At 59.8% G+C, this 14,295-nt stretch carries 8 protein-coding genes, 1 tRNA gene and 1 CRISPR repeat array; of the genes, 8 read left to right on the top strand and 1 reads right to left on the bottom strand.

What is annotated here, in order from left to right:
- Genes cmr4 through cas2 form a run of 7 tightly spaced genes read left to right on the top strand, consistent with a single transcriptional unit; the run spans position 1 to position 5,247 of the window.
- Positions 1–870 (top strand): type III-B CRISPR module RAMP protein Cmr4, encoded by an 870-nt coding sequence (gene cmr4 / locus J3L12_RS08430; RefSeq protein ID WP_208014610.1) that lies wholly within the window; start codon positions 1–3, stop codon positions 868–870.
- Positions 860–1,258, top strand: coding sequence for a type III-B CRISPR module-associated protein Cmr5 (gene cmr5, locus J3L12_RS08425; RefSeq protein WP_208014609.1), 399 nt, complete (start codon positions 860–862; stop codon positions 1,256–1,258). The genes cmr4 and cmr5 overlap by 11 nt, the downstream gene beginning before the upstream one ends.
- Positions 1,239–2,219 (top strand): type III-B CRISPR module RAMP protein Cmr6, encoded by a 981-nt coding sequence (gene cmr6, locus J3L12_RS08420; RefSeq protein WP_208014608.1) that lies wholly within the window; start codon positions 1,239–1,241, stop codon positions 2,217–2,219. The genes cmr5 and cmr6 overlap by 20 nt, the downstream gene beginning before the upstream one ends.
- Positions 2,216–3,274: a putative CRISPR-associated protein gene (locus tag J3L12_RS08415; RefSeq protein ID WP_208014607.1), complete on the top strand. Its 1,059-nt coding sequence runs from the start codon at positions 2,216–2,218 to the stop codon at positions 3,272–3,274. Before cmr6 ends, J3L12_RS08415 begins: the two co-directional genes overlap by 4 nt.
- Positions 3,275–3,928 (top strand): CRISPR-associated protein Cas4, encoded by a 654-nt coding sequence (cas4, locus tag J3L12_RS08410; RefSeq protein ID WP_208014606.1) that lies wholly within the window; start codon positions 3,275–3,277, stop codon positions 3,926–3,928.
- The gene (cas1c, locus tag J3L12_RS08405) at positions 3,925–4,944 is read left to right on the top strand and encodes a type I-C CRISPR-associated endonuclease Cas1c (protein WP_208014605.1); all 1,020 of its coding nucleotides are present in this window, start codon (positions 3,925–3,927) and stop codon (positions 4,942–4,944) included. Before cas4 ends, cas1c begins: the two co-directional genes overlap by 4 nt.
- A gap of 3 nt (positions 4,945–4,947) precedes the next feature.
- Positions 4,948–5,247 carry a CRISPR-associated endonuclease Cas2 gene (gene cas2 / locus J3L12_RS08400; RefSeq protein ID WP_208014604.1) on the top strand — a complete coding sequence of 100 codons (300 nt, stop codon included), beginning with the start codon at positions 4,948–4,950 and terminating at the stop codon, positions 5,245–5,247.
- 200 nt (positions 5,248–5,447) lie between these two features.
- A CRISPR array of direct repeats spans positions 5,448–11,111; the repeat unit is 37 nt; unit sequence GTTGCACTCGGGCGAAAGCTCGAGTGAGGATTGAAAC.
- Positions 11,112–11,258: 147 nt separating this feature from the next.
- Here cas2 and hypF read toward each other — a convergent pair.
- On the bottom strand, positions 11,259–13,544 hold the full coding sequence (hypF, locus tag J3L12_RS08395; protein ID WP_208014603.1) for a carbamoyltransferase HypF: 2,286 nt from the start codon (positions 13,542–13,544) through the stop codon (positions 11,259–11,261).
- A gap of 356 nt (positions 13,545–13,900) precedes the next feature.
- On the opposite strand from hypF, the gene J3L12_RS08390 reads away from it, so the two are divergent.
- Positions 13,901–13,986: transfer RNA gene (locus tag J3L12_RS08390), tRNA-Leu, on the top strand.
- Positions 13,987–14,295: the final 309 nt, after the last annotated feature.

Genomic DNA, 14,295 nt, shown 5'->3' with positions numbered 1-14,295 from the left:
ATGCAAGCAAAGATGATTTTCTGGCAGGCCCTTACGCCGGTGCACCCCGGCACCGGGCAGGACAGCAGCAGCGTGATTGACCTTCCGGTAGCCCGCGAGGCCGCTACTGGCTTCCCGGTGATTCCGGCCAGCAGCCTGAAGGGGGTGTTGCGGGACGGGCGCGGCCTCGAGAAGAACGACGAGAGCGAGGAGGCTGCGATTGCAAGACGGGTTTTTGGATATGCCGGAAAGAAGAAGAAAAGCGACTCCGAAGAGGAGGAAGACATCAGCCAGGCCGCCGAGCTAACCCTAACCGATGCGCGGGTGCTCTTCCTGCCGGTGCGCTCGTATGCGGGCACCTTCGCTTTCCTGACCTGCCCGCTGGTGCTCGAGCGGCTCAAGCGCGACCAGAAGGCATTGGGCCTTCCCGAGCTAAAAGCCTCGATTCCAAATCCGGGACAAACAGATGCCCTACTGGCGCAGAACACCCAGATTGTGCATGGCGACAAGGTGATCCTCGAGGACATAGACCTGAGCGCAAAAGTCGGGGGCGCAGATGCCCTGGCGCAGGAACTTGGGAAACTGGTGTTCGGTGAGGAAGCGGGCTACTTTGTCGAGCGGTTTGCCCTGGTTTCGAACGACGTGTTTGCCTACTTTTGCGAGATGGGCATGGAGATTATCGCTCGGGTCAGGCTCAAATCGGATACAAAGACCGTTGAGCGAGGAGGGCTGTGGTACGAGGAGGCTATCCCTGCCGAAACAGTCTTCTCGAGCTTCGCCATCGGCAAGAGCGGCTTTGACGAAATCAACCGGCCCTACATCCAAATAGGCGGCCAGGCCAGCGTGGGAAGGGGGCTGTTGCGGCGGCTGGGGGTGAAGTATGAGTCTTAAGACCCGCGCCCAGGAGGATATGAAAAAAGCCCTCAATCTAGTCAGCAGCCTTGAAGGCGAAAACGAAGAGGTCAAGAACATCTACGGCGGCCTGTGCCACAACTTTCCCATCCTGGTGCGGCAGAGCGGGCTGTGCCAGGCGCTGGCTTTTAGCGCCGACAAGGCCACTGGGGACGGAAACCGAGCAAGAGCACATCAAAAGCTGCTCGAGCATGTGGCTGCGATTTTGGGCCAAAACGACGCCCTGGGGGCTGTTCAGGGCGCTGATGCCATTGGCTACATGCACTACACCCGCCGGGTGCTTTCAGCCTGGGTCTACTTCAAGCGCTTTGCCGCCAGCGTGCTGGGCGTGCATACCGGAGGACACGATGAGAGCCAGCAGACTTAACCTTCCCCCACCCCCCCACGCCGGGCTGGCCCTTCAACGCTACTTGAAGCAGCAAGACGATGAAAACGCTTCGGCGCGGGAACTCCTGACCCATATTGCCAACAGCCAGGTCTCTACCGTGTACCGCACCGCCTTCGAGCGCTGGAAGGAAAGCCTCAAGGGCGCAATCTGGCTCGAGGCCACCACCCGCACCCCACTGGCCATTGGCCTGGGCAACAGCAGCCCCCTGGAGAACGGTCTGGCCCTGCACCACACCTACGGCACGCCTTACCTGCCGGGCAGCGCGCTAAAGGGCCTGCTGCGCCGGGTGGCCGAGCGCTATGGGCTTACCGAGCAGGAAAAAGCGGTGCTGCTGGGCGAAGGCCCCGACCCCAAGCGAAAAAACCAGGGCAACGCGGCCTACCTGGTCTACTGGGACGGCTGGTTAGACCCCGCCAGCAGCCAGCCCTTCCAGTCGGATGTGATTACCGTGCATCACCGCGAATACTACGGCAAAAAAGGCGCGGTCTGGCCCACCGACTTCGACGACCCCAATCCCGTGGCCTTTTTGTCGGTGAAGCCGGGAGTAAAGTTCTGCATTCCCATCACCTCCCCCGCCGAAAACGCCCAGGACTGGCCCTACAAGGCCGCCGAGATGCTCAAGTGGGGTTTGGAAAACCTGGGCCTGGGGGGTAAGACCAATGCGGGGTATGGGTATTTCACTGTAAAACCGCCCGAAAAGCCCAAAGGTGAACTCGAGCTTGGGTTGGAACTCCTCGAGGGCTACCGCAAGCGGATTGCCGGCATCAAACCCGCAAACGAGCGGGGTGAGCTGGACTTCTTCCTACGGGAGCTGGCCGATAAACCCCCAGCCCTTCGTAAGCCCACCCTCGAGGCCCTCAAAAAGCATCTACAGGAGTGGAAAGTTTGGAAGACAAGCAACCCTCAGCACGCCAGGATTCAGGAGCTACTAGACCAATGAGCAACGTCATCCTCACCACCGTAGGCACCAGCCTGCTGTTCAACGCCCGCCGCGATAATCTTGTGCAGGACAGTGATATTCTGGCCTATATAAAGCAAGATCCCATCAAGGCCAGCGCCGAAACCAACTCCCTCACGCGTATTCTGCACAAGGGCGACGAGATCGTGCTGCTGCACAGCGACACCGTAGAAGGCGCACGGGCCGCTGAGCTTCTGGAACAGTACTGGCGGCAGCAGGGCGTGCCCTGCAGCCGGGTGCGGATTCCCGGCCTGGCCTACGAGGCACAGGGGTTCGTGGACTATGGCCTGAAAAACTTTGTGCGCACCCTAGCGGGTGAGATTCGCAAGGCGACCAGGGCGCAAAAAGACGTCATCATCAACGCCACCGGCGGCTTTAAGGCCGAGATTTCCTACGCCACCGTGCTGGGCTTGGTGTTCAAGGTGCCGGTCTGCTACATCCACGAGCAGTTTAGAGAGATCGTCACCCTGCCGCCCACGCCCATTAGCTGGGACAACAGCCTGTTTGTCTGGTACAGAGACTTTTTCGACTGGCTGAGCGAGGGCGAAGGGGGCGTGCGCCCCAAGGCCGAGGTTGAGCCCAGGATGGCGCCCCTGCCCGAAGAAGCCCAGGTGTTGCTCGAGACCTTCGAGCTGGACGGCAAGCCTTACATGGGACTGTCGCCCCTGGGCGATGCCTACCTCGAGGCCTTCCAGACCGAGTTTGAACAGGCCCAGAGCGTTCCGGTGTACTTTTCTCCCAAAGCGCAGGCCACCTGGGAGAGCCTCGAGCCCGCCGCACAGGAGCGCTACCAAAAGCTACTCCAGCGCCTGCGCCTGCCCAACCGTGCGGCCAACAGCGAGCTCAAAAGCGGTGGGGGCGACGCCCTGGGCTACCCCAAGGGGCACACCGACGAGCGGCTTTTCTACGCCGAGCGCGATGGGAAGCTCTACGTGTTCGCCCTCACCCGGCACGGCCCCGAGTACGAGCGCATGTGCCGGGAGGGCTTTAGCTGGCGCGACTTCGACCCGGCAGACTTCACCCTCTGGGAGGGCTAAATGAACGACCTGGACGACTTGTTGCCCGAGGCTGCCCTGAGCCCGCCTGAAACCCAGGAGCCACTGCCCATCAGCGCCCTGGCCCAGTACACCTACTGCCCCCGCCGGGCGGCTTTGATTCTGCTCGAGGGCGAGTGGCAGGACAACGAGTTCACCCTGCGCGGCGCCCGCGCCCACGAGCAGGCCGACCTGCCCGAGGGCCTGCTGCGCGAGGGGGTCTGGGTGGAGCGGGCCTTGCCGCTATGGTCGGAGCGGCTGGGCCTGGTGGGAAGGGCCGACGTGGTGGAGTTGGTGGAGGGGGCTCCGTATCCGGTGGAGTACAAGGTGGGCCAGCGCTGGCCCAAGGAGCTGGCCCGCCGGGCCGCTGAGATCCAGCTCTGCGGCCAGGCCCTGTGCCTGGAGGAGATGTTTGGCCAGAGCGTGGCGGAAGGCGCTTTGTTCAGCAAAGCCAACCGACGCCGACGGGTAGTGCGCTTCACCCCCGAGCTACGGGCCGCCACCCTGGCCGCCCTGAGCGGTCTAAGAAAGCTCCTGCAGGAAGAGCGCCTGCCCCCGCCCGCCGCCGACGAGCGCTGCCGCCACTGCTCGCTGATGGCGGTCTGTATGCCGCACGTGCCGCAGGCATTGGCCGAGTGGCAGGCCCAACAACCATGACCGGCGAACTTTTGAACACGCTTTATGTGCAAACCCAGGGGGTGTACCTGCGCCTCGAGGGCGACACCCTGCGCATCCAGCACGAAGACGTAACCCTGCGCAACGTGCCCCTGCACCACCTGGGCGGCGTGGCGGTGTTTGGCAACGTGCTCATCTCGCCTTTTTTGCTGCACCGCTGCGCCGAGGAGGGCCTCGAGGTGGCCTGGTTTAGCGAGTCGGGGCGCTTTCAGGGCCGCCTATCGGGGCCGGTTTCGGGCAATGTGCTTTTGCGGCGGGCCCAGCACAAAGCCCTCGACAACCCCTCCCAAACCCTCTACCTGGCCGGGCGCTTTGTGGAGGCCAAGCTCAAAAACAGCCGCCTGGTGCTTCAGCGGGCGGTGCGCGAGCGGGGCGAGACCGAGGCCCTGGCCCTGGCCATCGCCGAACACGAGGCCGCCCTGCGGATGCTGCCCCAGGCCCGCTCGGTGGACGAGGTGCGGGGCCTCGAGGGCCAGGCGGCCAGCGCCTACTTTGCCGCCTTTGGCGACCTTTTGCTATCGGGCGAGTTTCGCTTCGATGGGCGCAACAAACGGCCCCCGCGCGACCCGGTGAATGCCCTTCTGGGCTACATCTACGCCCTGCTGGTGACCCAATGCACTGCCGCCCTGGAGGGGGTGGGCCTCGACCCGCAGATGGGCTTCTTGCACGCCCTGCGCCCAGGCCGCAACGCCCTGGCCCTGGATCTGATGGAAGAGTTCCGGGCCTGGTGGGCCGACCGCCTGGCCCTTTCGCTGTTGAACCGCAAGCAACTCACCCCCAAGCACTTCGAGGAGCGTCCTGGGGGCGCGGTGCTGCTGGATGAGGAGGGCCGCAAGGCGGTGATTGTGGCCTTCCAGAGCCGCCGCCAGGAGACAGTGCAGCACCCATTGTTCAAGGAACCCGTGCCGGTGGGTCTGCTGCCCCACGTACAGGCCCGCCTGCTGGCCCGCTACCTACGGGGCGACCTGCCCGAATATGCCCCATTTGTGGGGAGGTGACGCGTGGATCGGGTGGATATTCTGGTCACATACGACGTGAACGTAACCTCCGAAGACGGCCAGGCACGGCTCGCACGGGTGGCCAAGGTGTGCAAAAATTATGGTCAGCGGGTGCAGATGTCGGTGTTTGAGTGCCGGGTGACGCGAGCACAGCTCGAGGAAATGGAGGCCAAACTTCTGAAGATTATCGAGCCGGACAAAGACAGCCTGCGAATCTACACCCTGGTGGGTGGTCGAGACCGCTGCCTGCGGGTTCACGGCCAGGACAGGTACACCGATTTTGACGACCCCTTGGTGGTTTGAACCACCGGGCACTTGCTTTGCGCGAACCCCAAGCAAGTGCCAAAACCCAGGGGGGTTCGCGCAAGCCGAGAAATCGGCTAGGGGACATTGAAAACCCGTTTTCCCCCCACCCTCCGCCACCCTGCGTCGGAACCCTTTTTGGGGGGGTTCGCGCAAAACCCCCCTTGAGCCGCGTCCAGCACGCACGCTAAAATGGGGCTGTTGCACTCGGGCGAAAGCTCGAGTGAGGATTGAAACAAATCATCGCAGCGGCGCTCGAGCATGAGCTTGAGCGTTGCACTCGGGCGAAAGCTCGAGTGAGGATTGAAACCCAGATTGGCAAGAATGTACAGCATGGTTGCTGTTGGTTGCACTCGGGCGAAAGCTCGAGTGAGGATTGAAACGCTGGGCGGAGTTCTTTGCTAGGCCCAGCGCGCAAGTTGCACTCGGGCGAAAGCTCGAGTGAGGATTGAAACCCACCTGCGTGCCAAGGGATTCCAGCGCATCTGCGTTGCACTCGGGCGAAAGCTCGAGTGAGGATTGAAACATTCGTACACCACCCTCTTGACGAATGTGTCCGTGTTGCACTCGGGCGAAAGCTCGAGTGAGGATTGAAACCAAGCCTACGGCTACGGCTACGGCCAAGTCCAAGCGTTGCACTCGGGCGAAAGCTCGAGTGAGGATTGAAACTATTCGAATCGTGTTCAGTTTTTGAGGCGAGTGAGCGTTGCACTCGGGCGAAAGCTCGAGTGAGGATTGAAACAAGCGTGTTCCCATAGTTGCAGCAAACCCGCTTGGTTGCACTCGGGCGAAAGCTCGAGTGAGGATTGAAACTGACGTATTGCGGGTTTATTTTCCCCTCGTCAATCAGTTGCACTCGGGCGAAAGCTCGAGTGAGGATTGAAACATTCATGCTTACACGGGCGGGCCAAGGGGTGACCAGGTTGCACTCGGGCGAAAGCTCGAGTGAGGATTGAAACTTGTACTTGAAGTAGCGGGCCATGGCCCATCCTTGTTGCACTCGGGCGAAAGCTCGAGTGAGGATTGAAACCCTCCAACGACTTGTTCACGCCCAGAGACGCGGCAAGTTGCACTCGGGCGAAAGCTCGAGTGAGGATTGAAACGTCGTCGGACTTGGGCTTGTCGTCGGACTTGGCGGGTTGCACTCGGGCGAAAGCTCGAGTGAGGATTGAAACGGACTTGGCGGCGACGGGCTTGTCGTCGGACTTGGGTTGCACTCGGGCGAAAGCTCGAGTGAGGATTGAAACAGGCTGGCGGGCCAAAGAAAAATCCCCCTTGAGGGTTGCACTCGGGCGAAAGCTCGAGTGAGGATTGAAACATGAATGAGCGAGTTAGAACGTAAGACATTTCTTCGTTGCACTCGGGCGAAAGCTCGAGTGAGGATTGAAACGGGCAAAACCTCGACCTGCCGGTCGCCGTTGGGCAGGTTGCACTCGGGCGAAAGCTCGAGTGAGGATTGAAACTTCGCCGTGCAGCACGACAAAATCGCCCATCTGCCGTTGCACTCGGGCGAAAGCTCGAGTGAGGATTGAAACAGCAAGTCAAGCTGAAAGCGCCAAGCCATATTAAGTTGCACTCGGGCGAAAGCTCGAGTGAGGATTGAAACCTATCAATGCGGCGATAGGGATAAACCGGCCTTTGTTGCACTCGGGCGAAAGCTCGAGTGAGGATTGAAACGTCTTCGCTAACGCCGAAGTCTTCGAGAATACCTGTTGCACTCGGGCGAAAGCTCGAGTGAGGATTGAAACTTCTTCGACAGCCGCCTCGATAGCCCGCAGACGGGGCGTTGCACTCGGGCGAAAGCTCGAGTGAGGATTGAAACTTCTTCGACAGCCGCCTCGATAGCCCGCAGACGGTTGCACTCGGGCGAAAGCTCGAGTGAGGATTGAAACTGGATGGAGGGAGGGAGGAGACGGAACAGAGCACCAAAGTTGCACTCGGGCGAAAGCTCGAGTGAGGATTGAAACGCAGGGCTTGCAGCCTGGCGAGAATCTGATGGAGCGTTGCACTCGGGCGAAAGCTCGAGTGAGGATTGAAACAAAACGTAGCGCTTGCGCTCGCCGTGGTTGGCCGTTGCACTCGGGCGAAAGCTCGAGTGAGGATTGAAACAGCCGGGACTCCGGCCCGACGGCGCTTGGGCTCAAGGCGTTGCACTCGGGCGAAAGCTCGAGTGAGGATTGAAACAGCAGCCGGCTATACGTGCCGCCGCTTGCACGACGTTGCACTCGGGCGAAAGCTCGAGTGAGGATTGAAACTGTCCGCCTGTTGGTTGCCGAGCAGGGCCTCAGCCTGTTGCACTCGGGCGAAAGCTCGAGTGAGGATTGAAACCACCACCCTCTTGACGAACGTATCTGTACTACATCTCGTTGCACTCGGGCGAAAGCTCGAGTGAGGATTGAAACCAACGACAGCGGCTTGTTTGTTGTTTTGCGCGATAGTTGCACTCGGGCGAAAGCTCGAGTGAGGATTGAAACCGATTGGGCTGAGCAGAATGCTGTGACCCTGCCCAAGTTGCACTCGGGCGAAAGCTCGAGTGAGGATTGAAACGAGGTAATCAATCATCTTGCTGACGTCCATACGTTGCACTCGGGCGAAAGCTCGAGTGAGGATTGAAACAGCAGCACAAAGCATAGCTCGGGGGATTTTTCAGGTTGCACTCGGGCGAAAGCTCGAGTGAGGATTGAAACGGCGTCCGTTACGAGGTGCAACATGTCCTCGTAAGTTGCACTCGGGCGAAAGCTCGAGTGAGGATTGAAACACACGTATACGTACCTGTCCCTCGTGAACAGCCTGGTTGCACTCGGGCGAAAGCTCGAGTGAGGATTGAAACACCTGGCCGCCGGATGCTTTTGCCGGGCGTGAGGGCAGTTGCACTCGGGCGAAAGCTCGAGTGAGGATTGAAACCCCATGCTACCCCCTGCCCACATCCTGGCAAGGGCGTTGCACTCGGGCGAAAGCTCGAGTGAGGATTGAAACTTGCATAGCCGCAACAAACAACACCTGGTTGGGAAGTTGCACTCGGGCGAAAGCTCGAGTGAGGATTGAAACCTCGGCAAGCGCCCGCATGCTTGGACATTCGGGCGTTGCACTCGGGCGAAAGCTCGAGTGAGGATTGAAACAAGCTGGGAAGCGCTTTTGCAGTTCCTCAAACGCGTTGCACTCGGGCGAAAGCTCGAGTGAGGATTGAAACGGATTTGGCGGCGTCGGATTTGGCGGCGACGGGCTTGTTGCACTCGGGCGAAAGCTCGAGTGAGGATTGAAACGATGGCAAACGGCAAGAACGGGCGTTTGCCGTGATGGTTGCACTCGGGCGAAAGCTCGAGTGAGGATTGAAACCTCCATGAGAGAACCCGTAGGCGACTCTCATGAGCGTTGCACTCGGGCGAAAGCTCGAGTGAGGATTGAAACTCGGGTAGCCCAAGTTGAGTCCCAGCCCGACTGGGGTTGCACTCGGGCGAAAGCTCGAGTGAGGATTGAAACTGAATACTGGGATATTGGCCTAGGCTATATCCCGCCGTTGCACTCGGGCGAAAGCTCGAGTGAGGATTGAAACAAGCATACGCGCCTTGTTTACAACGCGCTCGAGCATGTTGCACTCGGGCGAAAGCTCGAGTGAGGATTGAAACTTTTGAGCATTGGGACGCCTACCTGTTCAGCCATCAGGGTTGCACTCGGGCGAAAGCTCGAGTGAGGATTGAAACTCGGCTTGCTCATCCCATTCGGCGTAGATACCCAAGGTTGCACTCGGGCGAAAGCTCGAGTGAGGATTGAAACAGACGCTTGCTTACAGCATCGTGAGCGGCTTGAGCGTTGCACTCGGGCGAAAGCTCGAGTGAGGATTGAAACTCTCGAGTATTCTCTCAAAGTCTTTGCGACTGATAAGGGTTGCACTCGGGCGAAAGCTCGAGTGAGGATTGAAACGCTCTCGCCGGGAACGTATTCCAGGATGTAGCCTAGTTGCACTCGGGCGAAAGCTCGAGTGAGGATTGAAACTGCAAATGGATGGAGATGTACATATACGTATGGAGGTTGCACTCGGGCGAAAGCTCGAGTGAGGATTGAAACAAAGACGCGGCCACAGCCGCTGCAACGCTGGACACGCGCGTTGCACTCGGGCGAAAGCTCGAGTGAGGATTGAAACTTTGAACCGTTCTGCCAGCTTACTGATAGTCATGGGTTGCACTCGGGCGAAAGCTCGAGTGAGGATTGAAACTTGCGCGCTGGGCTGGGCAAAGTATGCCGCCCATTGTTGCACTCGGGCGAAAGCTCGAGTGAGGATTGAAACCAGCATACCACGCTGGGAGGGTTCATGCCCCGACGGTTGCACTCGGGCGAAAGCTCGAGTGAGGATTGAAACTTCGGCGACTGTAAGGCGGGAAGCCAGACGACCCTCGTTGCACTCGGGCGAAAGCTCGAGTGAGGATTGAAACCACGGAGACATACTCAGGCTTATCGGGGACGGGTTGCACTCGGGCGAAAGCTCGAGTGAGGATTGAAACGCAGGATGCTATTAGCGGATCGAATCGCAGCAAGTTGCACTCGGGCGAAAGCTCGAGTGAGGATTGAAACCAACCTCGGCCACAACCTCACGCACAACCTCCCGGTTGCACTCGGGCGAAAGCTCGAGTGAGGATTGAAACTGTATACGCCCACATTTGCGCCCGCATACTCATACACGGTTGCACTCGGGCGAAAGCTCGAGTGAGGATTGAAACCCAGAATCACGAGGACGACATTTACGGCAAGATAGTTGCACTCGGGCGAAAGCTCGAGTGAGGATTGAAACTTATGCTACTTCTTTAAGTTGACACTCCCACGGCTGTTGCACTCGGGCGAAAGCTCGAGTGAGGATTGAAACCTGCAAACACCCGAGTGCCCAAGCATACAGGCACTGTTGCACTCGGGCGAAAGCTCGAGTGAGGATTGAAACGAACGCGGGCTTGGTGGACTTATCCGCCGTGGTTTTGGTTGCACTCGGGCGAAAGCTCGAGTGAGGATTGAAACAGCCGCGACCCCTCGAGCTGACTCCCTCGAGGGTTGCACTCGGGCGAAAGCTCGAGTGAGGATTGAAACCCCCACCACACGGTGGAGTACACTCGATCTAGTGCGTTGCACTCGGGCGAAAGCTCGAGTGAGGATTGAAACTTGCTACCCGTATTGCGGGCGGTGAATGAGGCGGGAGTTGCACTCGGGCGAAAGCTCGAGTGAGGATTGAAACATGGCGGTGGTAGGAGGTTGACCTTGAGGACATTTTGTTGCACTCGGGCGAAAGCTCGAGTGAGGATTGAAACCTGCGTCAGGCCCTTGCTATAAACATGGAAATAGCGTTGCACTCGGGCGAAAGCTCGAGTGAGGATTGAAACTGGCCGGTGGTGCAACTGCTGGGAGGTAGCCATGCCCGTTGCACTCGGGCGAAAGCTCGAGTGAGGATTGAAACTCGTGCGATGCGCCTGGAACCTATAAACTGACGTTGCACTCGGGCGAAAGCTCGAGTGAGGATTGAAACAGCTTTGAGCAGTTCTCCGTATTTCGCTTGTTCTGTTGCACTCGGGCGAAAGCTCGAGTGAGGATTGAAACGAGGAGCGGGTACACCCCGTACCCGCATTTCGGGGGTTGCACTCGGGCGAAAGCTCGAGTGAGGATTGAAACTTGAGTGGCGGCTGGAGGTATCTTCGCGGGAGGTATGTTGCACTCGGGCGAAAGCTCGAGTGAGGATTGAAACTTTTTGATGTAACCACCCCCTTCTCCCATGCCCCGTTGCACTCGGGCGAAAGCTCGAGTGAGGATTGAAACTCGATTTGCTTCAGGATTTCGCTCCGCATACAACGTTGCACTCGGGCGAAAGCTCGATCACAAAAAATAACGCCTGTGGGTTAGGGAGGGGAACCCGCAGGCGTTTATGGATGCCCACCATAAGTGGGTTGAGTACTTTTTACAGCTAAACTCCCGGACGCGCTAGGGAAAAAAGTCCCAAATGAGTAGGTTGGAACAGGGGGCGCTGTGGGGTAACTTCACACCGAGTCCAGGGTCAGTGCCAGTTGTCCGAGTGCCAGGCCGCCATCGCCAGGAGGGACTTTCTGGTTCCAGTACACTTCAAAGCCTTCTGAACGCAGTTTGCTAAGGGTTAGCTGGTGCAAAAGCTGGTTTTGCCACACCCCGCCTGAAAGCACCACACGAGTGGTCGGGTGGGTGGGGTGGAGGGTTAGGGCCATGCGCACAACGGCATCGGCCAGGGCGGCGTGGAAATGCCGGGCTACCAGTGTGCTGGGGGTGCGGGCCTTCAGTAAATCCAGAACAGCCTGGAGCAAAGGTTGGTAATCCCACTCGAACAGGCCCGAGGTTTGCCGGATGGGCAGGGTTAGTTGGTTGGGCAGGGGTGGGCTCGAGCGCGCCAGACTCTCCAGCCATGTTGCGGCCTGGCCCTCGTAGTCCTGTCGGGTGTGAAAGCCCAGCAAGGCAGCTACTGCATCGAACAAGCGCCCGATGCTGCTGGTGACTGGAATGGGCATTTTGGAACGCAGCAGGCGGGTTCCTGCCTGCACCACCGGTTCGGGCAACGGAGCCTCCCAGCCCGCGAGTTCCTGCAAGAACCCCACCGCGGCCTGGGGCGGGAATGAAGCAGCGGCGTCCCCGCCCAGCAGGGGGGCGTAGCGCAGGTGGGCCACCCGCCTGAGGCCCCGGGCCAGCGAGCCGGCGAACACCTCCCCGCCCCAGATGGCCCCATCCTCCCCGAGCCCTGCGCCATCGAAGGCAAAGCCCATCACCTCTTCTTCCCAGAGCCCCTGCTCCACCAGCACCGAGGCGATGTGGGCCTGGTGGTGCTGGACGGCCTGCCTGGGGCCGGGCAGTTCCAGGGCGTACTGGGTGGAGGGGTAGTCGGGGTGCAGGTCGTGCACCACCAGGGTTTTGTCCAGGTTGACCCGGTACATCTGGGTCAGGTCGTGGATGGTTTGCTGGAAAGCCAGGCGGGCTTCCAGCTCTTCCAGGTCGCCGATGTGCTGGCTCACGAATACCTGGCCGCCGGTGCTGAGCGCAATGGCATTTTTGAGCATGCCCCCCAGGGCCAGGATGGGCCGCTGGAACCGTTCTGAGCGCAGGATCGGCGCAGGGGCGAACCCTCGAGCCCGGCGCAGGAGCAGGGGCTTTGAATCGGCCAGCGCCACGATGGAATCGTCCACCCGGCGGGCGATGGGCCGCTCGCCCACCAGGAAAAAATCGGCCAGGCCGGACAGGCTGCCCAACGCCTCGTCGCGGTAGACCATGGGCTCGCAGGAGCGGTTGGCGCTGGTCATGACCAGCAGCGGAGGGGCGCCTTCGGCAAAGAGCAGGTGCTGGAGGGGGGTGTAGGGCAGCATGAAGCCCAGGTGGGGGCTGCCGGGCGCCAGGGGTTCTGGGAGGGGTTTGGGGCCTTTGGGCAGCAGTACGATGGGCCGCTCGAGGCTCTCCAGCAGGCGCAGGGCCGCCTCGTCTAGCAGGGCGTAGCCGCGCAGGGCTTCGGTGTCTCTTGCCATCAGCGCGAAGGGCTTGGCCCGGCGCTTTTTGCGGGTTCTCAGCGTTTCTACGGCCTCTGCGTTGTGTGCATCGCAGGCCAGGTGGTAGCCTCCCAGCCCCTTGATGGCCAGAATCTGGCCCTCGCGCAGGAGCCGCGCAGCTTCTGCAATGGCCGGGTGTCTGGACGCAATGGGTTCCATCCTGGCGTTCCACAGATGCACCTGTGGGCCACAAGTTGGGCAGGCGATGGGCTGGGCGTGGAAGCGGCGGTTGAGGGGGTCGTGGTACTCGGCGGCGCAGTCCGGGCACATCGCAAAAGCCCACATGGTGGTGAAGGGACGGTCGTAGGGCAGTTGCTGGATGATGCTGTAACGCGGGCCGCAGTTGGTGCAGTTGATGAAAGGGTAGCGGTAACGGCGGTTCGCAGGGTCGAATAGTTCCTGCAAGCAATCTTCGCAGAGGGTCAGGTCGGGCGAGATGAGGGTGGTGATAGGGCCGCTGGCCTCGCTCTCGAGGATGGCAAAACCGGGGGGTAAGCCTCCCGGACGGCACTCAACAACGTCAATGCGCTCGACCCGGGCGGCAGGTGGGGCCTGTTCGCGGAGGGCCTGGACAAACGCCGATAGCACCTCGGGGGTTGCGGAGACCTCGATCAGCACCCCCTCGAGGTCGTTGCGTACCCAGCCCGAGAGCCCCAAGGCCTGGGCTAGCCGAAACACAAAAGGGCGGAAACCCACGCCCTGCACCACCCCCTGCACCCGCAGGCGCAGCGTTTGCGGGGCTGGGGAGTTGTGAAGAGGGCTCATATAGCTCAGATGAGGATTTATAGTCGCCGGCAATTCATAGCCACAACCTCTGGCTGATCTGCTTCAAATCCACTGTTATTGTACGTGTCGTTTTACCTATCGTGCTCGACAATTCCCAATCTGAACCCCAACACCTGACCGTTACCAGAAGTGATTGAGATGTCCAAACCAGGTTGCCGGGTCAAGGTCTTTTCAGCAGCTCTGCTACCTGGCGACACCAGGCTTCCGCATCCGACCTCCAACACCCTTTTCTCCACACCGATGTAAGGTTGGTATGGTAAAAAGCTAACTGTATTCAACGTTTTTGGTTCTGGCTTGCCAGAATGCAACCAGGCGATAAACTAGAGGGCGGGTCTGCCGGGATGGCGGAATGGTAGACGCTACGGACTTAAAATCCGTTGCCCGCAAGGGCGTGTGGGTTCGAGTCCCATTCCCGGCACCAAACGGTTCTGAGCAGGATTTTCGGCAAACCGCCTGTGGGAAGGTAGTTTTGCAGCAGTTTTGCGATTGGCCAGTTGATTGCAGCTTCTGTACAAACTACTAGATGACAGTGTAATCAGTTGAGCATTTCCACAAAGTAAGCAGGCTTTTATCATATTCTGCATGAAGACGACCATACAGATCCCCAGCCCGATTCCCTACCTGATGGAAGTACCCGATCTGCGAGCCCACAACACCACCTACGATTGGCGCTTGTTGTTCATGCTGGTGCTGATGGGGCTGGGGAGTGGACGCACCAACCTGCTGGCGA

It is taken from the genome of Meiothermus sp. CFH 77666 (assembly GCF_017497985.1).
In the GTDB taxonomy this organism is placed as follows: Bacteria; Deinococcota; Deinococci; order Deinococcales; family Thermaceae; genus Meiothermus.
Note: the sequence above shows the minus strand (reverse complement) of the source record. Positions and strands in the feature narration are given on the sequence as shown.